Origin of the sequence: Klebsiella sp. BIGb0149 (assembly GCF_004362605.1) — a bacterium.
Lineage (GTDB): Bacteria > Pseudomonadota > Gammaproteobacteria > Enterobacterales > Enterobacteriaceae > Klebsiella > Klebsiella terrigena.
This window is the reverse complement of the sequence record NZ_SNYG01000008.1, coordinates 14,582-33,017: the sequence shown is the minus strand read 5'-3', so window position 1 is coordinate 33,017 and position 18,436 is coordinate 14,582. Positions and strand designations below refer to the sequence as shown.

At 52.0% G+C, this 18,436-nt stretch carries 16 protein-coding genes; 5 read left to right on the top strand and 11 right to left on the bottom strand.

Annotated features, from left to right (window positions below):
- Nucleotides 1-45 precede the first annotated feature (45 nt).
- From EDF75_RS23075 to EDF75_RS23065, 3 genes are all read right to left on the bottom strand, one after another.
- Nucleotides 46-981, bottom strand: coding sequence for a FecR domain-containing protein (locus EDF75_RS23075; protein WP_133601009.1), 936 nt, complete (start codon nucleotides 979-981; stop codon nucleotides 46-48).
- Nucleotides 982-988: 7 nt separating this feature from the next.
- The gene (locus EDF75_RS23070) at nucleotides 989-1,501 is read right to left on the bottom strand and encodes a sigma-70 family RNA polymerase sigma factor (RefSeq protein ID WP_128879188.1); all 513 of its coding nucleotides are present in this window, start codon (nucleotides 1,499-1,501) and stop codon (nucleotides 989-991) included.
- 157 nt (nucleotides 1,502-1,658) lie between these two features.
- Nucleotides 1,659-4,187 (bottom strand): TonB-dependent receptor, encoded by a 2,529-nt coding sequence (locus EDF75_RS23065; protein ID WP_133601008.1) that lies wholly within the window; start codon nucleotides 4,185-4,187, stop codon nucleotides 1,659-1,661.
- Nucleotides 4,188-4,473: 286 nt separating this feature from the next.
- On the opposite strand from EDF75_RS23065, the gene EDF75_RS23060 reads away from it, so the two are divergent.
- Entirely contained in the window at nucleotides 4,474-5,685 is a 1,212-nt protein-coding gene (locus tag EDF75_RS23060; RefSeq protein WP_133601007.1) for an FAD-dependent oxidoreductase, read from the top strand.
- Between the two features lie 116 nt (nucleotides 5,686-5,801).
- Nucleotides 5,802-6,239, top strand: coding sequence for a hypothetical protein (locus EDF75_RS23055; RefSeq protein ID WP_133601006.1), 438 nt, complete (start codon nucleotides 5,802-5,804; stop codon nucleotides 6,237-6,239).
- A 63-nt stretch (nucleotides 6,240-6,302) separates the two neighbouring features.
- Here EDF75_RS23055 and EDF75_RS23050 read toward each other — a convergent pair whose 3' ends face one another.
- Entirely contained in the window at nucleotides 6,303-6,461 is a 159-nt protein-coding gene (locus EDF75_RS23050) for a YqaE/Pmp3 family membrane protein (RefSeq protein WP_045853240.1), read from the bottom strand.
- Nucleotides 6,462-7,574: 1,113 nt separating this feature from the next.
- Between EDF75_RS23050 and EDF75_RS23045 the strand changes: the two genes are divergently transcribed.
- Together EDF75_RS23045 and EDF75_RS23040 are read left to right on the top strand one after the other, a co-directional pair.
- The gene (locus tag EDF75_RS23045) at nucleotides 7,575-8,489 is read left to right on the top strand and encodes a winged helix-turn-helix domain-containing protein (RefSeq protein WP_133601005.1); all 915 of its coding nucleotides are present in this window, start codon (nucleotides 7,575-7,577) and stop codon (nucleotides 8,487-8,489) included.
- Entirely contained in the window at nucleotides 8,489-8,962 is a 474-nt protein-coding gene (locus EDF75_RS23040; RefSeq protein ID WP_133601004.1) for a hypothetical protein, read from the top strand. The genes EDF75_RS23045 and EDF75_RS23040 overlap by 1 nt, the downstream gene beginning before the upstream one ends.
- A 71-nt stretch (nucleotides 8,963-9,033) precedes the next feature.
- On the opposite strand, the gene EDF75_RS23035 is transcribed toward EDF75_RS23040, so the two are convergent.
- The 7 genes from EDF75_RS23035 to EDF75_RS23005 all read right to left on the bottom strand — a co-directional run bounded on the left by EDF75_RS23035 (nucleotide 9,034) and on the right by EDF75_RS23005 (nucleotide 17,066).
- Nucleotides 9,034-9,510, bottom strand: a complete 477-nt coding sequence (locus EDF75_RS23035) for a hypothetical protein (protein ID WP_133601003.1) — start codon at nucleotides 9,508-9,510, stop codon at nucleotides 9,034-9,036.
- Nucleotide 9,511: 1 nt separating this feature from the next.
- The gene (locus EDF75_RS23030; protein ID WP_279538263.1) at nucleotides 9,512-10,318 is read right to left on the bottom strand and encodes a winged helix-turn-helix domain-containing protein; all 807 of its coding nucleotides are present in this window, start codon (nucleotides 10,316-10,318) and stop codon (nucleotides 9,512-9,514) included.
- A gap of 449 nt (nucleotides 10,319-10,767) precedes the next feature.
- On the bottom strand, nucleotides 10,768-11,691 hold the full coding sequence (locus tag EDF75_RS23025; RefSeq protein WP_241722374.1) for a winged helix-turn-helix domain-containing protein: 924 nt from the start codon (nucleotides 11,689-11,691) through the stop codon (nucleotides 10,768-10,770).
- A gap of 397 nt (nucleotides 11,692-12,088) precedes the next feature.
- Complete coding sequence (locus tag EDF75_RS23020) at nucleotides 12,089-13,147, bottom strand: fimbrial protein (protein ID WP_166646232.1); 1,059 nt, start codon at nucleotides 13,145-13,147, stop codon at nucleotides 12,089-12,091.
- A 22-nt stretch (nucleotides 13,148-13,169) separates the two neighbouring features.
- Complete coding sequence (locus EDF75_RS23015; RefSeq protein WP_133601000.1) at nucleotides 13,170-15,713, bottom strand: fimbria/pilus outer membrane usher protein; 2,544 nt, start codon at nucleotides 15,711-15,713, stop codon at nucleotides 13,170-13,172.
- A 29-nt stretch (nucleotides 15,714-15,742) separates the two neighbouring features.
- Nucleotides 15,743-16,432, bottom strand: coding sequence for a fimbrial biogenesis chaperone (locus EDF75_RS23010; RefSeq protein WP_133600999.1), 690 nt, complete (start codon nucleotides 16,430-16,432; stop codon nucleotides 15,743-15,745).
- A gap of 61 nt (nucleotides 16,433-16,493) precedes the next feature.
- Nucleotides 16,494-17,066 (bottom strand): fimbrial protein, encoded by a 573-nt coding sequence (locus EDF75_RS23005; RefSeq protein ID WP_133600998.1) that lies wholly within the window; start codon nucleotides 17,064-17,066, stop codon nucleotides 16,494-16,496.
- Nucleotides 17,067-18,063: 997 nt separating this feature from the next.
- On the opposite strand from EDF75_RS23005, the gene EDF75_RS23000 reads away from it, so the two are divergent.
- A complete protein-coding gene (locus tag EDF75_RS23000; protein ID WP_133600997.1) occupies nucleotides 18,064-18,405 on the top strand; it encodes a hypothetical protein in 342 nt (113 codons plus the stop codon).
- Nucleotides 18,406-18,436: the final 31 nt, after the last annotated feature.

Below are 18,436 nucleotides of genomic sequence, written 5' to 3'. Positions count from 1 at the left end.
ACGGGATATAACGCCATAAAAATATCATTATTAGAGTAAAGGACTTCAGGAGACGCTGACAAAGTACTTTGACAGATAGTTTATCTGGACCGGCAGGCTGTCAGGCAGTGAATCAAGAATGCGGTCGGTGTTATTGAGCGGGAAAACCCCCGACAGACGCAGGTTGGCGACCTCCGGCCGGCAGCGTATATAGCCCCGGCGATAGCGGCCCAGCTCGTCGAGGAAATCTGCCAGCCGCATATCATCGGCCACGATCAGCCCTTGTAACCAGGCCGGTTCCGCCGGTACCCGGTGCAGCGCGCCGTACCCGCGTTCATTGAGCCACAGACCGTAGCCCGCGCTGACGGTCACGCTCTGGCTCTCCACCGCCGGGCGGGCGATCAGCTGGCCGCGGTACACCGCAATATCGCTTTGCGTATCGCCCAGCCGGACCGCGAACCGGCCGTTGTGCGCGGCGAGCTCGCCCTGCGGCAGCCGCAGCCGCAGCAATCCGGCGTTTTGCGGCGACGTCACCATCATTTCTCCGTTCAGCAGCGCCACCCGCTGGCCGTCGTCGTGAGAGGTGACGTTGACCGCCGTTTGCGTGTTGAGCATCAGCTGCGTGCCGTCCGCCAGGGTCACCTTTTTCTGTTCGCCGATCGCCGTGCGATAGTCCGCCAGCCAGGGCCGCCAGAGGCTGTTCCCGGCGCCGATCCCCACCGCGCCGGTCAGCCCGATCACGGCAATGCTCTTCAGCAGCCGACGGCGCTGGGGGTTGTCCAGACGGGACAGGCTTTGCTGCGCAGCCATGCCGTTAAGCAGGGAGAAACCGGAGGAAAAGGCGCCGATCTGCTGCCATGCCTGGGCGTTTTCCGGCCGCGACTGATACCAGCGCTGCCAGTTTTCCCGATCCTGCTGGCTGGCCTCTTCCGACATCAGCTGCGTCAGCCAGATGGCGGCTTCGCGGGCGCTTTGTTCATTGAGAGTGGATGAAGGACTCATGCTGCTATCATGATGATAAGGCAAAGAAACATTGCAGGTTCGCGCGCTGCAAATACTGTTTGACCGAGCTGGCGGAGACCCGCAGCCGCTCGGCAATGTCGCAGTAGCGCATGCCCTGCAGATGGGCCAGCAGGAAGGCTTCGCGCACCGGCGCGGGCAGGCCGTCCAGCGCCTGGTCGAGCTTTTCCAGCATCTCGATCGCCTGCAGGCGAATTTCCGCCGACGGGGATTCGGCTTCCGGCAGCTCGCTCAGGGCCTGTAAATAGCGCTCTTCAATATGCTTGCGGCGGTAGTAGTTGGCTACCAGCCGGCGCGCCACCGTGGCTAAGAAGGGGCGGGGATGGCGAATGGTCGTGAGCTGCGGGCTGAGCAGGATGCTGATAAAGGTATCCTGCGCCAAATCTTCGGCATGCCAGGCGCAGCCGACCTTTTGCCGCAGCCAGTGGCACAGCCAGCCGTGATGTTCACTGTAGAGCTGCCGGGCAAACCCGTTAGCGATTGCAATATCTTTCCTGGCCATGCGGCATACCAAACGTGAGCGCTTTAAATGAAAATAAGAATCATTACTAATTAAGATAATGTAAGTTATGTGTCAAGAGATTGCTGATTATTTACATTAGACGGGGGATTCAGGCGGAGGGAAGCAGGGGAGCCGGCGGCTCCCCGTGGGTAAAAGGTCAGAAACGCTGGCTGACGCTGAATTTAATATTCCGCCCGACGCCGGACACGGATTCGCCGAGGTAGGGGTAATATTCGTGGTTGAAGAGATTATCCACCGCCACCCTGGCCTCAAACCCCTTCAGTGACGTGGGCTGCCAGGAGGCGAACAGGCCGTGCAGGGAGTAGCCGGCGGTTTTCGGCAGCGCCCATACGGAGGCGAGCGGATCGCCGTCGGCCGGGGAGCGGTCCTGCTTACGCACAAAGTCGCCGGTCCAGCCAAACGCCGCATCCCACTGCGGCACTTTTATCCCCAGCACCGCGTGGGCGGTGACCGGCGGGATTTCCGCGATCCAGGTCTGGTTGCCCCAGGGATCGCGCGGGGAGGCATCGCGCTTGCCGCGGATCGCGGAGTACGCGAAGCTGCCGAACAGGCGATCGCTGTCGTAGAAGGATTCAATTTCCACGCCTTCAATGGTGTAGCCCGGCAGGTTACGGTAGTTCGACAGCGGCTGGCCGCACTCCCCGCCGCTTCTGGCGGCGTCGCACAGCACCCCGCGACGATAGAAGATTTCATCCTTGCCGCGGTTGCGGAACAGGGTCGTACGAATTTGCAGGCTGTCTTTTTCCGTCAGCAAGTTGTTGAAATCCAGCACCGCACCTACCCGTATCCCGGTGATTCGCTCCACCTTCAGGTTGCGGCTGGTGCCGGGAACGTTGGAGCTGGCCGACTGAACCTCGTACTGTTCATCAATGACCGGCGCGCGCCAGGTGCGGCTGACGTCGGCAAACAGCGACAGGTTGGGCGTGGCTTTCCAGATCGCCCCCAGGTGCGGAGACCAGCCGGTGTAGGTGACGCTGCTGTAATCATGCCCGGCGGCAGGATCGCTATCGTTATAGCGCGGCGCGCGGTTGGGCTGGCCGGTATTGGTGACGTGATCGAAGCGCACGCCGGGGGTGATGGTCAGGCTGCCGTAGCTGACCGCGTCCTGCAGGTAGGCGCTGCGGGTTTCCTGCTCGCCCGCCGGCATATAGTAGGGCTGGAAATAGCCGTAGTTGTAGCTGGCGCTGTTCTTCTGCGCCGGGTAGTACATCAGCGTATCGCGCTTATGCTTATGCCAGCGCACGCCGAACAGCAGCTTATGATCGAGCGGGCCGCTGCTAAAGCGGCTCTCGTTGTTCATATCGAGCTGCTGATCGACATAGCTCACCCAGCTCTCGTTCCCCAGAGAACCCAGGTAGCTGTACTGCGACGCGGAGTCCGGCCGTTTATCATGCTGTTCGGTTTTCGAGTGGGCGTAAGATACCGTCAGGTTCAGCAGCGGCTGCTCTTCCGGCGCCAGGTTCCATTTTACCGAATAGTTGGTGTCCACCTGATCGCGATAGACCAGGATCCGCCGCCACGCCTCGTCCCGGCCGTAACGGTCGATATCCGCCTGGCTGGGGGCGCTAATATCGTCGCGCTTGGCGGCAAAAGGCTGCCAGCCGTCGGACTCGGAGCGCATTGCCGACAGGGTTAACGTCTGCGCATCGGTCAGATAGAGGTTCGACTTCACCAGCCACGAGGCCTGATCGTTGGAGGAGTAGGCAAAGCGCGTGCCGTCAGGCCGCTTGATATTGCCCCCGTCGCGCTTGCTGAAATAGACCAGCCCGTCGGCGAACCCTTCCTCGGTGCGGCCATATAGCGCGCCGCTGTAGATCCCCTGGCGGTCGTTGGTGTGATAGCTATATTTCAGCAAGCCGCCAAAATTCTCACCGGGCTCCAGCATATCGCCGGCGTCTTTGGTTTCCATCGTAATGGTGCCGCCAAACCCGCCGTTGCCGTTCAGCAGGTTGTGCGGACCTTTATCGACGTCAACGCGCTTGAGCAGCTCCGGCTCGATGAACACCGAGCCCTGGCGATATTTCTCGAACCCTTTGGGCGCGCCGTCCAGCACCACGTTGACATCTTCCATATCGCCCATCCCCCAGATGTTCAGACTCTGTCCGCCGGGGCGAGGCGAGCCGGCCATCGAGACGCCGGGCAGGCGGTCGAGCAGGCTGGCGACGTTATCGGCCTGCACGCGCGCGATGTCTTCCTGATTCAGGGTCGAGCGGCCGGCGGAGACGCTATCGCTTAAGCCGCTGACCACCGACAGCTCCGGGATCACCAGCTCCTCAAGCGGTTCAGCCGCCACCAGGCGGTAGCCGTTTGCCGTCTGCCGGGCGCTGAGACCGCTCCCCGCCAGCAGGCGGCTAAAGGCTTCTGAGAGGCCGTATCGCCCCTGCAGGCCGGCGGTGCTTTTCCCCCGGGTTTGCTCCGGCGTAAAGGTCAGAATGACCCGGGCGCTGCTGGCAAGACTTTGTAACGCCGGGGTCAGATCCCCCGCCGGAATGGCGAAAGTCTGAACATCGGCCTGCTGCGTCGGCTGCGGCTGCGCCTGGGCGGAGAAGACGGCGGTCGCGCAGGTGGCAAAGACCAGCAGCCCGCAGGCGGGCCTGAGCACTCTGCCGGCGGCCCGCTTTCTGCCGGATAGATGATTTGCGGCGTTTTTGTTTTTTATAGACATCGACTGGTTCCCTGAAAGTGTGAAACTGAAATCTCAGTAGAGAGGTCACGCGGGCGACAAAATCGGGCAGAGATTTAATGAAAAAAATTCTCATCTGGTGGCAAACCTGCGGGGCCGGCGCTATCCGCCGGCTATTTTCCCGTACGGCGGCCCGCCGGACGCTTGAACAGAGGACGATCCGCATGGCGTAACGGGTTGACAGTTTTACCTGATATTGATAATCATTATCAATTATTCCACGACGCGTCGACTCACCGGGCGGGTCGTTCCAGGGGGAGTTAAGAACATGTCATCACCCTCGATCGCGTCCTACGCCACCGACTGCTGCATCGTAGGCGGCGGCCCTGCCGGGCTGATGCTCGGCTATCTGTTAGCCCGGGCGGGCGTCAGCGTGACGGTACTGGAGAAGCACGATGATTTTCTGCGTGATTTCCGCGGCGATACCATTCACCCTTCCACGCTGGAGCTGATGCATCAGCTTGGTCTGCTTGACGATCTCCTGACGCTGCCGCACCAGCGCGCGGAAAACCTGTGGGCGGAGATCGCCGGGCGCAACGTGATGCTGGCGGACTTCTCCCGCCTGCCGACGCGCTGCAAATTCATCGCCTTTATGCCGCAGTGGGAATTCCTCACTTTCCTCGCCGAACGCGCCGCCGCTTTTCCCCATTTCACCCTGATAAAGTCGGCGCGGATGGCCGAGCTGCGCTATGAGCAGGGCCGGGCGTGCGGCGTGCTGGCGGAGACCCCGGAAGGACCGATCGACGTTTCCTGTCAGCTGGTTGTCGGCGCCGACGGGCGGGGTTCCGTGGTGCGTGAAAAGGCGGGGCTCAGCAGCCGATCGTTCGGTATGCCGCGGGATCTGCTGTGGATGAAGCTCACTAAGCGACCGGGGGATCCGCAGTGGTCGATGGGCCATACCGGGCCAAGGCGCAACTTCATCATGATCGATCGCGGCGATTACTGGCAGTGCGGGTATGCGATCGAGAAGGGAAGCTTCGATGCGATCCGGGAGAGCGGGCTGGAAAAATTCCTGCTGCAGGTGGCCGAGGTTGCTCCGTTTCAGGACGATCGCTTTCAGGAGATTGCCGGCTGGCAGCAGGTGAAGCTGCTGAGCATCCGCATCGACAGGCTGGAGCAGTGGGCGAAGCCGGGGGTGCTGTGCATCGGCGACGCGGCGCACGCCATGTCGCCTATCGGCGGAGTGGGCGTCAATCTGGCGATTCAGGATGCGGTGGCCGCGGCTAACGCCGTTAGCCTGCCGCTGCGCCAGCGGCGTTTGCAGCTAAAACATCTGCGGCGCGTGCAGCGGCGGCGCGATTTTCCCACCAAAGCCACGCAGTTTTTACAAATTAAAATGAGCCAGCGCCGGACGAAAAAACGCCGCGCGGTGGGCGGCTCCGGTCTGATGAGCTGGCTCAGCCGCCGCCGCTGGCTGCCGCGGCTGGCGGGGCGCATCATCGGCCTCGGGTTTCGTCGCGAAACGCCGCGTGGGTTTTAGCGGCAGGCGGATTGCTCCGCGGCGGCGGAATAGATACGCGGGCGCCGCCGCACGTTGTTGTAAGAGGTTGACCACATAGCCGTATTTCGGCCAGCGCTAATGATAGGGATTCCATAATGAGATGGCTGCTTTTGATAATCGCTTCTTTGTCACAGATCTCCTGCACGTTAAGAGTCGGGGATGAAAAATTGCTAAAAGGAGGTGCAATTGAATATCTTGAAAAACACTACAGCACGGCAACAAGAACGCCTTTTATCGGCGGGGCCATGTACGTCAATATGCGGCCCTATCTATATCCGATGGTCGTGAATTATTGCGTGGCGAACAACAATAAGATGGAGGGAAACTGGTGCGTGGATAGTAAAGGATTCCCACTTTTCAGGGTGCAAAATGATTCGGTCAATACGGTGGTGGCGTCGACGGGGAGCGCACTGATTACCATGCCCGGCGACGGCGGCTGGCTCAGCGTGATTGAAAGGAACAATATCATTTCCGATCGGGAGTGGCTGCAAACGGCTCAAGAAACCTATCATTTTAAGCCCGAAAATAGATAGTCACTATTTTTGTGCCGGGTTTAATACACCAAACGACGCCTGGGCGCCGTTTGGTGCGGTCGGTTAATCGCGGCTTTGCACCCAGAACGCGTGAATCAGGCCGGGAATATAGCCCAGCAGCGTCAGCACGATGTTAAGAATAAACGCCCAGCCGAATCCTTTACCCAGCAGCACGCCAAGCGGCGGCAGAATAATCGTTAAAACAATTCTCCAGAATCCCATATACGCTCCCTCTAAGTAAAATTAACCGTTTCCCTGATTAAGCTTAGTAATTCTGCCCGAGAGTGCCAGTTTGCCCTGGGGGTTACGCTCTCGGGCCTTTGGCATATGGCCTGCGGCCCTTCGTATTCATCGGAACAGGGGCCCTTGTCCGGCCCGTAGCACGTGAATTACAGCGGATGCGGTCAGCGCCCACGATAGCGGATACATCCTTAACCGCTTTAATCGCATTCGCGCGAAGGCATCCCATTGTACTGTGCGGTCGGTCAGGTCGCCGATTTTGCCTGGATGTTTTTGCCATCCGTTCTCCATATCGGCGGTTCGCTCAATCTTTTCCTCACCAGGCGCAGTTTGCCTTATTGTGAAAATTAATCTGCCATTAATTCGCATGGCTGAATATTCGGGGAGCTTATATTTATGAGACACGTCGGTATAAAAGTATCGCGTCTTTTAAACCTGAAGGCGGATGGCGTAAATGAAGTGCTTGCCTGGTGTAAATTATGTGTTTGATAATAGTTAAAGGTTGGCGTCGCTTCGTAACATCCCCGCTTTATGAGATCGCCTGCTATCAGGTAATATTTTCAGGATGCTGAAGCTGGCTGATATTTTCAGAAGGTTATTGAATGTTTTAATATGTTTCTGGCGAGTACGGCGTCCGGTGTCGCAATACTCCAGCTTCTTTTATCATTTGCGTTCGCCACTTCTATGCATCTTAGCCATCCAAAATGAAGGCGCAGGGACGGATACAGGCTGAATAGTTCGCCGGCAGATAACGATCCAAATTCATAATGGTATGATTTATCGGCTGAAATTATTAATAAATTAATCAGCCCGGCAACGTTTTTAAAACCTGACGGGATGCATTTAAATTTATAATTAGTTACATCAGTATCAACTTAGAAACAAGTTGATAATCTGTCTATGGATGTTGCTGAAATAAATAGATATCCCTCGCATTTTGCGTATTGCGATATGGATTTTCTACATCGGAACATAGTTAAATTCCGTTTGTTAATCTTTATTTGATCGGTTAATATTTGCGCGAAAAATTTTCTTCATTCGCAGAATATCTAACTCACTGATTTCAAAGACACTGGTAGCTAAGGGTGTAGTAATATGGATCGCACAGATGACATCCAAAGCTTTATTATTGGGGAGAGGGCTGCGTTCGTCCCTTCCCGGCGGGTGATTGTTGATAAGCTAAATGCAAAAGAAATTAAGCTACATCTTCCTGCCAGCTGCTGTCTGGAAAAGTTACTTCGTCGCCAGGGAGAGATTGTTTCTCAGGAAGAGCTGATCCTCTGCGGATGGGGAAGCAAGCGCAATGCCGGCGTGAGCCATAACACTTATTACCAGTGTATTTTACATCTCCGAAAATCCCTTGCAATTATAGGGTTTTCAGACGTTATTGATACGGTGCCAAGGCACGGATTGAGGTTTAATAATAGCGTAAAAGTAGCGTATCTGTATCCGGATGGAGATGTTGAGCTACAAATTGACAACAGTGTAAAAATCGACCCTGACGGCAAAGAGATCCTGGAGCTGAATAATATCACGGGTGAAATTCCAGCGCTGGCAGAAGTTGATGATACTCTGGCGGTGTTTAATCGTACGGCTGAGGTATTACACGCTCCGGCGGTAGATGAAAGCAAACCAGTCAGCAATTCGCAAAATAGTGATAGTAATAATGGAAATAAATGGTTAAGACATGCAGGGATTGCCTTCATAGCCGCGATGGCTGGATTGATGATGCTTAATCATCGCTCCGGGGCTGGCGGCGACGCTTTTTCTGACTATATCAAGATCTCTTCCGATGGCTGTACCCTATTTTCGGCAAGCCGGACATATTCATCCTCTGAGATTAAGGCAATCCTCGGCACTCTGGGGCTGTCATGTACGAATAACGAAGTCGTTTATTTTACCGCGTCACCCATGAATACGCGATTAAACTTAATGTATTGCCTGGCTTACGATAAAAACAATCAAAACTGCCGCTCGCTGACGGTAATGAAAAACATAAAGGTAAAGTGATGCGAACAAAGATATATTACCTGGCAACTTTACCGATCGCGGCGGTGTTTGCTGCAGTTTATTTCTTTAATATAGATGATTCAAATAATAAAGTTGTATGCCAGAGTCGTCATACCTTACTGCATGATGGTTTTCGTCTGGATTCAAATTTTGGCTTCATCCTGGCCAATGATAAAGGTGAGCTCACGGTGCACGCCATCGCCGCTGAGAATGGCGTGCAGTCGCAGGTTGGCAGAGTCATTAATTTTACATACGTGAAAAATAATGATGTTTACATACTTAAAAATCAGTATGTCGAGTATCTGAGTACCGATAACAGCAAAGGCAGCAATGTGGATTTTCACTTTCCTGCATTCTTTTATGAAGCAGGAAAAGAGCTTGCGCTGAAGATTGAGTACGATAAGTATCATAATCCTGTCATCTACTTACATAATATGCCGATGTTCTACTGTAAGAAATACAATCACGTTTAAATCATCAGGCAGGAATCTGCCGTCATGGTCGGTGGTCAAAGATCGCTGCGGCCTGAAAGGACGATGATGGCTCAGAGAGTTTTTTGCTTATGGCATACGTAGGCTGGCAAGGTCGAGAATATAAATAAATAGCTGTTCTGTTGTTCAAGTATTTTCACGTAAATATCCTTTTTGGGGTAAACGAAAAACAAAGGCTCATATTTCTCTAACCAGCTGTTGTTAACGGTTTCATCAGGGAAGACCACATTGTTAACCGAGTGCAGGTGATAAACGTTGTTGTGCTTTGCAATGTTGAAAAATATTTTTCGATTGAATTTGTTCGCCCCATTAGTCATGGAGCGGCCATTCATGCTGAGCATGCCGCTATCCTGGCTAATTCTGTACGTTAACGAGACATAGAGATTCTCGTCCGCGTGGTGCTGAACAAAGTTTGCTTTACATGTGAATTCAAGCGGCTGATAGCGCTGCCACAACGAATAACCAGCCAGTATTAAAGTTAAAAATAAGCATACACAAAGCACATACACCGATGCACGGTAATGTCTCATTCTAATGATCCTCGATAAAATAGTTTGAAATACAGTAGTTCGGGCTGGACATGGGTTTATTACAGCGAATCACCGAAGCCCTGGGCAGCATGGCGTATCTGCTGATATATACCCATGGGAACTTTTGGCAGTCAGATTTGAACTGAACGCCGTAGTTAAGCGCTTTCTTTCGTTCATCAGTATTATGAATATCTTTATTGAGGAACAGGTGGCAGCCATTGGTGTTGACGGTGAGCTGATAGTTTTCGAAGTAACGCTGGTCCTGGAAGTGGGTCACTATGACCTTGAGATCCGTCAGCAGGATAGAAAAGATAAGAATCGTGATGAGAAAAAAAAGCTTACTGAATCTGCCGAGGTCTCTCTTTTGCAGGTACAGCGGAGCGGGGATGTTGGGGGCTGAGGCCGGTATATCGGCAACGGACTCGACTGACTCCTGCGAGCTGCTGGCATGGCCAGAGTCCGCCTTGTTCAACTCTTCATAAGATGCGGACAATACCGTTTCATCGGCTGCCTGTCCGTCATCATTGTCTGACGCTGGCGGGTCCGTGGATTCCATGGCTTGAATCTGTGTATCAAGGGCCAGCGTTAAGCCAATACGCGGTATCGTTGTGATGGGGTCGCTGGTAAACCCAATTTCTTTCATCCCCTTTCTGAGTAGACAAATGTTTTGATAGTAGGTATTTGCTGACACAACGAGCCCGAGTTTTTCCCAAACGTTATACATAAACTCTTGCTGCGTCACAATTGTGCCGGATCTCTCGATTAATAATAATAAACAACGGCTTGCCGGAGAGTTCAGAACGACCATATTCGTGGGGGTGATAATATTCCTTAACTTGCGGGTCGTTGGGTGGAATTCAACAGTATTGTTAATAACGTAATATCTATGCATTAATTATATAGAACTCATTCAGCAGCAGGTGAGATTTATCCGGTAGATGCAGATAAAATTAAGATATTTTCACATTTAGATAAAAGTATAAGTGATAGATTAAGCGCTGCATACTCTGGCCCCTGGCGAAAATTCTTATTTATATAATTGCTTTGAATCAACGAGCCTGTCTGGTCGGGCTATCGCGGGCAGGATATTCCTTCCATCAATAACAGAAGTGAATCATCGGCTTGCCATTACGCGTCTGCATGGGCCTGACAGCAGATTGTCTGAAATAAGATTAAGTTAAGATCGATCCCAACATGACTTTTACTTTATGTTTTAACCCGGCGATGCGGTGAAATGATGGCGCAACGCTTTTGCCATCATTCAATAAAGTATTCGGAAATACACGAGGTCGATTGTGCGAAGGGTTTATTGCAGCGGATGATCGAGGTTCTGGGGAGGTCTGCACCTGTCGTCACGTATACCCAAGGGTAGTTCCGACAATCGCGGGTGATATGTTCGCCATATTTGCTGAGCATTGCTTTTTTCTGGCTGTCGGATGTCGGTTCTGCCGATAAAACATGGCAGCGTTGGGTCGAGGTTATCGTTTCATAGCCAGAAAAATAGCTTTCTTTTATACCCGCCATGTATGAGAGAAGTGTGGCCATCGCGGCGATTCCTGCCGCCAGAAGAACGCTATTTTTTATCGTGAAAACCGGCCTGCGTCTCTTAACGCTGATAAGCGTGGCTGGAAGGGGCTTACTGCCATCTCCCGGCCATGCCGGCTCATTTTTTAAGCCATATTCGCCGATGCTCATTGATGCGCGTTCGATCTCCTCGTGGCTAGTGTCTTTAACCACTGCGATCGATGTACTGTGGAACAGTTTCTTTGTGCCTCCTGAGCCAGGGGATGCGTCCGCGACTGATTGACGGATTTGCGTGCCGGAGGCCAGAGTTAGCCCAATCCGGGGAAGGGTGATGATCACATTATCCTCCAGCCCGGCATGGATAAGGCCTCTGCGGAGAATCGAGATATTCTGGTAATAGGCGTTGGCGGTGACTCGCATGCCGCTCTGTTTCCAGACGATATCCATAAAATCCTGCTGCGAGACGACACTACCTGCGTGATTAATTAATAGCAGCAAACAGCGTCCGGCGGGTAAATTCAGCGTAACCTTAAGGTCGGGTGTGTGGATATTACGTAAAGTGCTTGTCGCTGGCTGGAACTCTACGCATTCATTAATGATATAATTGGTGCGCAAGTCCGTTATTAATTTATATGATTTATTGCTGTCGTTTGCCATTTTATTTATCTCCTGGTAAAAGACAAGCATAAGCACGTGAACGTAATAACTGTAAAATGAATTTTGTTATTATTATATTATTTAAACATACTCTTTCGTGACGTCCGGTTAAGGCCCGCTAGCCCCTTCGTCCTGAGCCTTTCAAGGGAGCGCACAGGCCAGATATATAAAAAAGCGGCAATGAGCCAGGGCGGCATGAGGTCTCCTGAACTTCAGGGCTGGCCTAATTAATGATAAGGGCCTCGCGAGTCGTTTGGTTGCTGAGTCGGGCAGGCTGTTAACGTCCGAATGCGGAGGTTCATGCGGCAGGCGTTGGCAACGTTATTCAAAATACCCGTATCTACACCAATCGTTTAAGCCCTCTTGCTGAGGGCATTTTATACTCTGAATACCGGGATTAATCCTCCTGGATAACGACTTCCAGAACCGCTTTCACCAGTCCGTCAGAAATATCATTATTCATGCGGAAATAATCAGCGGTAAAGCTGATGTCCTGATTAAGACTCAGGGATGAAATAGTGTAGGCATCGGTATCGAAAAACTTCACCGGAGAGTTATCTTTTTTCAAAATAATCCCAACGTTATTGGCGCCACCGCCACCGCCCGGTATGACGGGGATGGTATTTTCCAGTACCCCTGGATCGGCGGCAACCGCTCCCTTCGGGTTAAACCAGTAGGTGAGTTTCTTACCTTGCATATCCGTTGGGCAGGAAATATTCATATCAATTGCTTTACCTTTGCCGGTTGTCGCACCGCGAGCAAGCGCCAGCAGATCGCTTTTGGCAATTCTTTGCAGATTGACCGTGGTCGGCCCTTTAAGCGAAATATTGCAGCTCTCATTACGAAAGGAAATTGCTCTATTTGTTTTGGGGTTTACCCAGTAGATAGCGCCTTTTCTTGCATATCCCGGGTCGGCCGGGTCTGCCACGCGAAACTCAATTTCGACGTTGATGTTGGTCGCCCCGCTGGTATCAATGGGGCCCGTTTTAACTAACCAGGCAGAAAAGTACGGCGTTGCGAGAAACTGCGCGGATTTATCATAAGGCGTTGGCCAGGTTCCTGCCTGTCCGACGATCTGTTTACCGATCCGGCTCGAGAATATATCGCTGAACTGAATACCGATACCGTCAACGCCGGTTTCATAAACGGGCATGCCGCGAAGGCTCATCCCCGGAACCTCTGGCCTGCTCACGGCGACGATATAATTTGCTCCCGGTCCGCAGGTATAGAGTCGGTGATGTAGATTCATCCCGCCTATCGTTCGGCTATAAAGGATTGCACCAACCGGAAGAGTCGGATCGGCTGATATCTTGGGGTACATCGTCATACCCTGACGCTCTTCTACGCCACCATTAGGACCCTCATTACCCGCAGAATTGGTATAAGAGCATAGCCGTGCAGCCGAAACCCCGCCGCAGAAAAATATTCCGGCCAGCAGTACAATCATTTTTTTCATTTCACTTATCTCTTTATGATTATTATCGACACAGGGCTTCAGTCTGGCTGACTCCGGAGTTTTTCTTCTGGCCGGCAGGCAAGGTATAGATGGCGGTACATTTCTGGCCCGCATTTTTACCCCAGCTGACCGTCAGCGCGCCCGTTGGCTGTAGGCCGGTCATATAAACCATGCCGGCGTCGCTCACGATGTTGGCCTGGGATTTAGCCGCGCTGGCAAGCGTGACCATTGCGCCAAAAGGCACCTCGCGGCCTGCGGGAGTTTTAAGCCGAATAAATGCCCGCTGCCCAATATTCCCGGCATAGTTTGCGCGCACGATGGCGCCGCGGGTGGGAACGACCTGCTGCGTGGTTTGCATCAGCTCCATATCGTCGCCAAAGGATGTGCTGTCCAGAGTGATATCGGTACTGCGGTAGGGGGTAAGATAGGGAACGATGGCGTAGCCGCGACTGTCCGTGACGATCGTTGAATCCGAGCTGAGCCTGACGTTGTCCAGACCTGGGGCCTGGATTAGCACGGCCGCGTTGCTGATATTCTGGCCAAACGTTATTCCGTTCGCATGCGCGATCAGGCTGCCGCTGGCACCGTAGTCGAACCGCCGGCTGTTGTTGTCGTAGCTGTAGCCGGCGTTGACGCTGCCGCGCGAGCCGTTATAGGTTCCCCTGAGGTCGCCGCTATAGTGCTCACGGTTGCTGTAACCCTGCTGGATGTCCCAGTCGAGATTATTGTTTTCCAGCCCGATGCCGCCTAAAGAAACGTACTGATCCGTAGAGCCTGGGGTACTTTCGGTGACCTGGTAGCTGGCATAGGTATTGGGCAGCCAGTTGCTCAGCGGGATGGAGATGGTGAGCGCGAGGCGCTGATCGTTTCGCACCTCATGGCTGGAGCTGAGCGTACCCCAGGTATAGCGGTTATAGCTATAGCCCAGATAATAGTTAACACCCCGCCAGCCGCCGTTATAGCCGAGGCTCAATGATTTATTTGTACGCTTGTTATCCCAGTAATCTTCGATGAGGGCGCTGATGGACAGGCTACCTCGCGATTTTCCCAGGCTCTGGTTAAGCGTCAGGTTAGTACGATTGCGTAAAGAGCGCGCCGAGTAATACCGTCCGTCATCGGAATAGGTATTAAGCACTTCGGAAAGGGTGTTAAACCCTTTTGTCGAGTAGCGATAGCCGGCAATAGTGAAATTGGTTCCGGTTTCGATAATATTTTTACCGTAGCGTATGCGCCACGACTGGCCGGACGTTTTATCTTCATAGCGTTTTTTCGACCATGCCTGGGTCACGTCGGCCGACAGAGCGCCCAGGTTGGCGAGGTTATACCCCAGTCCGCTGGAGAGAGCCTGATATTTTGCCGATGCCTGCACGCCGCCAAAAATGGTGGCGCTGGTTGATAAGCCGTATTTGGCCGTGGCCTGGGTAAAAGGGGTTTCATCAATGGTGCCGACGTAAGGGCGGTATTTCCCCGAGGTGATTTCATATTCGAACTGGTTCTCCCTCAGCATCACCGGCAGAGCCGCAAAGGGCACGATAAAGTTCTGCCTCGAGCCGTCGGACTCTTCAACCGTCACGTACAGATCGCCACTCCCGCCGCTGGGGTACATATCCGTAATTTCAAACGCGCCCGGCGCGACGTAGGTCTGGTAAACCTGATAGCCATTCTGCTTGATCACCACGCGGGCGTTGGTTTTCGCAATACCGCGGATCACCGGGGCGTAGCCGCGCATGCTCTCCGGCAGCATGCTGGTATCCGTCGCCAGCTGCACGCCGGAGAAGGGGACGCTATCAAATATGCCGGATAGAGAAGAGCTTTCGCCGATGATCAGGTCGCTGCTGATGGAGCGCAAGCTGCGCTGGAGATAAAGATAGGCGGAATCAAAATGAGCTGATTCCCCCTTACTTTTGTTCCACATGCCAAGGTTCCTGATGCGCCAGGGGCCGAGGTTTATCCCGGACTCCAGATTCAGGCCGTAGTATTCATTATCGCTTTTAAAATCCTGCGAACCGTTAAACTGGTAGTTCACAAACATGGCGTTTATGCCGTCATCAAACTTTTCCGGCGGGATATAGTCGTTGGCCACCGTGCTCATCGCGGCCTGAGGCGTGGATATATCCAGGCGCTGGGCGGTGAAATCGAAAATTGTTTTGCTGTCTGGAATAATATCGAAGTTGGCGCAGCCTTGTTCATTCTCTTTCAGCTCGGGGAATGATTTAACCCTGACGCCATACTGGGAGAGTGCGTCCAACGTAAAGCAGGGGATCAGGTTTAACTGTTTATCAAGCCTGCTGCGCTCGGTCGTAACAAATTTAACGTTTTTAGTTTCCAGGTAGCGGCCATTAAAAACGACGTCGACCCGATAGTCTCCCGGAGCCTGAGCGTTGACCGATTGATAAATCGACAGGTCGGGAACGCTGGATGCGTCACCTCCGTTGGCAGATGTAATAAATGCGGGATCAAAGAATTCACGTGCATTCACCGTAGTGTGAATGCTCGCCGTCATTATAGTAATAATCGCTATGCAGAGCGTAGATAGCCTGAAGCCATCTCTGTGTTCTATTGGCATAAAAACATCCATTTATAAATGCGAACTGTTTATGGCAATTTCGATGAATAGAGGGAACCTGCACCTCCATAATCATTGACTATTTTCCACGTTACTTTGGTAGCATTGCCGTTATCTTTTAGCGTTATAGCTTTTGAGGAGAAGGGCTCAATATATTTAATTTCTGCCTGGTATTCGCTGGCGCCAATCTGGACACTTCTAAAATAGAAGAAAAATGGCGTTGGATTTTTTATGGTGAGCTGCTTTCCGGCCCTGCGCCATTCTATTTTTTCGGCTTCGGTATTATTGGACAGCTCGGCTAACGCTTTTGGCCGGTAAATCAGCCGCATGCGATGGCGAACAGCGAGCTGAATGGTATTGTTGTTCACATAGGTATCATCCGACGGCGGAATGGCCATAATATTAAAAAAGTAAGACGATTCGCGATCGGTGGGAGCGCTGATGTTGCCAGTGGAGAATATACGGACGGTATTTTTCTGTTTCATCTCCAGGCGGAAAAGGGGAGGTGTGACCATAAATGCCGGCGTTTTTCCCTCTGGTGCTTCAACCCATGATTTGATCAGATAAGGCATCTCGTCTTTATTCTCAATTTGCGCAGATATCTCACGAGCGCCTTCTTTATAAAGATAGCGGGTTGATTCGATAACAATTCCTGCATGCGCAAAGCCGCTCAGTATCATGGCGAAGGCAATGATTGCCTTGATCATCATCTGGTACATTAGATTCCTTCAGCATTTAATTAAAAGGGCCCGCTGGATCAGCAGGCCCCTTAAACATTAATTAGATGGTGTAATCAATGGTAAAGGTTGCAACACCTTTAACCTGGCCTTCACCTACAGGGTTCGCCGCGTTGACTTTTACGTAGCCAGCAAGATATTCCAGGTTAGTCGTCTGATGTGGGGTATAGGCTTCAGCAACCGGAGTGCCATCGAACTTGATGCGGGTGCTGTTGAGCAGCTTCTGAATACCGATACCGATGTTTGTAGCTGCATCGGCACCAGTAATAGCGTTGTCCAGAATCTCAGGATTTGAAGAGGATGTACCGGTAACTTTCACGCTCAGGCCGGTAACGTTGTTTTCATCCGTGCCGCCGATCGCACAGTCTTTAACCTGAAAGCCAAACTTCTGGGTTTTAAATAAGGTATTAGCAGACTGACCGGTTGCTTCATTAGTGGTCACGGTCATTAACTTAACGATACCGTTGTTGAGGGTACCGGTCGGAGTCACGACGCAGGAAGTCTGAGAGTCTGCTACTTCACCCAGGATAGTCACTTCAGCCTGGTTCGTTGCCAAAGCCTGAGCACTGAAAGCGGTAGCGGCAGTAATAACCATAGCCAGAATTGTTTTTTTCATCCGTTTAATCCATTCATTTAAAGTTAAAATATTAATTACCGGAAAAAGAGGCTGAATATAGGCTTCAGCAGCTTAATCCCGTATGTATCCTTATATACTTACTCCGCAACCCTTACGGCTTGTATGGGTAAGTGCCGCTATATTAATCCCGGTCTGTTAAAATACTCATCTGATTTTTTTTCAATAAAACTTAATACACACAAAGCAGCGTTCGGTGAGGGTGAGTGATGGTTTTTCTTAACGACGGAAAGTCGGCTTATGGCGGGCTCTGGCGGGCTGGTTAACGTGAGGGGTTATCCTCATAGATAAACGGGCAGGTTAAACAAAGTTAATATCTACAAAGATTCTGTACGGTTTCATCATACGGGAAGAATCGGCGGCACTATTTTTTTTAGCGAAGGTATTAGTGAAACGCTTATAATAAGCGAGGTAAGATTATTATCCTGATGTTTATTATTCACGGTAGCGGTAATATCGCCGTTATTGCCTGCGGCAGTGCGTTGGCGGTTCTCTCATCCGGCAGATAAAAAGTTGAGATGACCACTGGCGCGACTTTAGGGCCCTGTCCTGGGGCTGTGAAGGTGCCGGCGATGCGGTCATTTTCTTTATTGTTTACTTTCTATATGATTGTTAATGATAGAGAAAATATCTTTATTTTTATGATTAAGGAAAATTAATAGCGCCTATCGCTGCGCCCCTGGCGCGAGAATTCGCCTGACCTGCTTCGTCATCCGAGCCGCGGTAAGCCGGGAACGCCATACCTGTTCTCAAAGGTTGTTGAGAGCGGATTAAGCCCTGATAATGAGGCCCCCTGTTGACCGGCGATTTTCTTATTCATATTTTTATTTCTTATTTAGATCTGAAGCCTGGATTATTCATGAAACTAAAGTTGTTTTTTTACGGGAAGTGCCGAAAATAGCCTCCCATCAACACAGCATATGTGATTGATAAATTTATACCATCTGGAACATACAAATTAAATATATAAGGAATAGTGATGAAAGTACTTTCTCTTGAAGAAATGAATGCCGTTTCGGGTGCCTACTCCTGGAGCAGCCCGTGGGATATTTTTGGCAATATTGGTGAAGCGGTAGTCAGCGCAACGCTTGGCGCGGTTGCCGGTTTTGCTGCGGGAGCCGTTATTGGTGGCACGCATGGCGGCGACGGCGGCGGGATCCTGGGTGTTGGGTCGATTGGTCAGGGCGTTGGTATGATCGTCGGCGGTATTATCGGCGGCATTACCTGCGGTATCGGTGGCGCGATTGTGGGTTATGAGGATACCTGGAAATATACCCAAACGCTGATCGAAGGTTACCTCGACGGCACCTTTAAACCATGATTTTGAATTGATTCCTCTTCTGGCCCGATGC

Bases quoted from the DNA above. Each gene is read 5' to 3' on its own strand.
- EDF75_RS23045 (WP_133601005.1), top strand. From the start codon at position 7,575: ATGGATCGCACAGATGACATCCAAAGCTTTATTATTGGGGAGAGGGCT.
- EDF75_RS23000 (WP_133600997.1), top strand. From the start codon at position 18,064: ATGAAAGTACTTTCTCTTGAAGAAATGAATGCCGTTTCGGGTGCCTAC.
- EDF75_RS23070 (WP_128879188.1), bottom strand. From the start codon at position 1,501: ATGGCCAGGAAAGATATTGCAATCGCTAACGGGTTTGCCCGGCAGCTC.
- EDF75_RS23075 (WP_133601009.1), bottom strand. From the start codon at position 981: ATGAGTCCTTCATCCACTCTCAATGAACAAAGCGCCCGCGAAGCCGCC.
- EDF75_RS23035 (WP_133601003.1), bottom strand. From the start codon at position 9,510: ATGAGACATTACCGTGCATCGGTGTATGTGCTTTGTGTATGCTTATTT.
- EDF75_RS23020 (WP_166646232.1), bottom strand. From the start codon at position 13,147: ATGAAAAAAATGATTGTACTGCTGGCCGGAATATTTTTCTGCGGCGGG.
- EDF75_RS23030 (WP_279538263.1), bottom strand. From the start codon at position 10,318: ATGGTCGTTCTGAACTCTCCGGCAAGCCGTTGTTTATTATTATTAATC.
- EDF75_RS23005 (WP_133600998.1), bottom strand. From the start codon at position 17,066: ATGAAAAAAACAATTCTGGCTATGGTTATTACTGCCGCTACCGCTTTC.
- EDF75_RS23040 (WP_133601004.1), top strand. From the start codon at position 8,489: ATGCGAACAAAGATATATTACCTGGCAACTTTACCGATCGCGGCGGTG.
- EDF75_RS23015 (WP_133601000.1), bottom strand. From the start codon at position 15,713: ATGCCAATAGAACACAGAGATGGCTTCAGGCTATCTACGCTCTGCATA.
- EDF75_RS23010 (WP_133600999.1), bottom strand. From the start codon at position 16,432: ATGTACCAGATGATGATCAAGGCAATCATTGCCTTCGCCATGATACTG.
- EDF75_RS23065 (WP_133601008.1), bottom strand. From the start codon at position 4,187: ATGTCTATAAAAAACAAAAACGCCGCAAATCATCTATCCGGCAGAAAG.
- EDF75_RS23055 (WP_133601006.1), top strand. From the start codon at position 5,802: ATGAGATGGCTGCTTTTGATAATCGCTTCTTTGTCACAGATCTCCTGC.
- EDF75_RS23060 (WP_133601007.1), top strand. From the start codon at position 4,474: ATGTCATCACCCTCGATCGCGTCCTACGCCACCGACTGCTGCATCGTA.
- EDF75_RS23025 (WP_241722374.1), bottom strand. From the start codon at position 11,691: ATGGCAAACGACAGCAATAAATCATATAAATTAATAACGGACTTGCGC.
- EDF75_RS23050 (WP_045853240.1), bottom strand. From the start codon at position 6,461: ATGGGATTCTGGAGAATTGTTTTAACGATTATTCTGCCGCCGCTTGGC.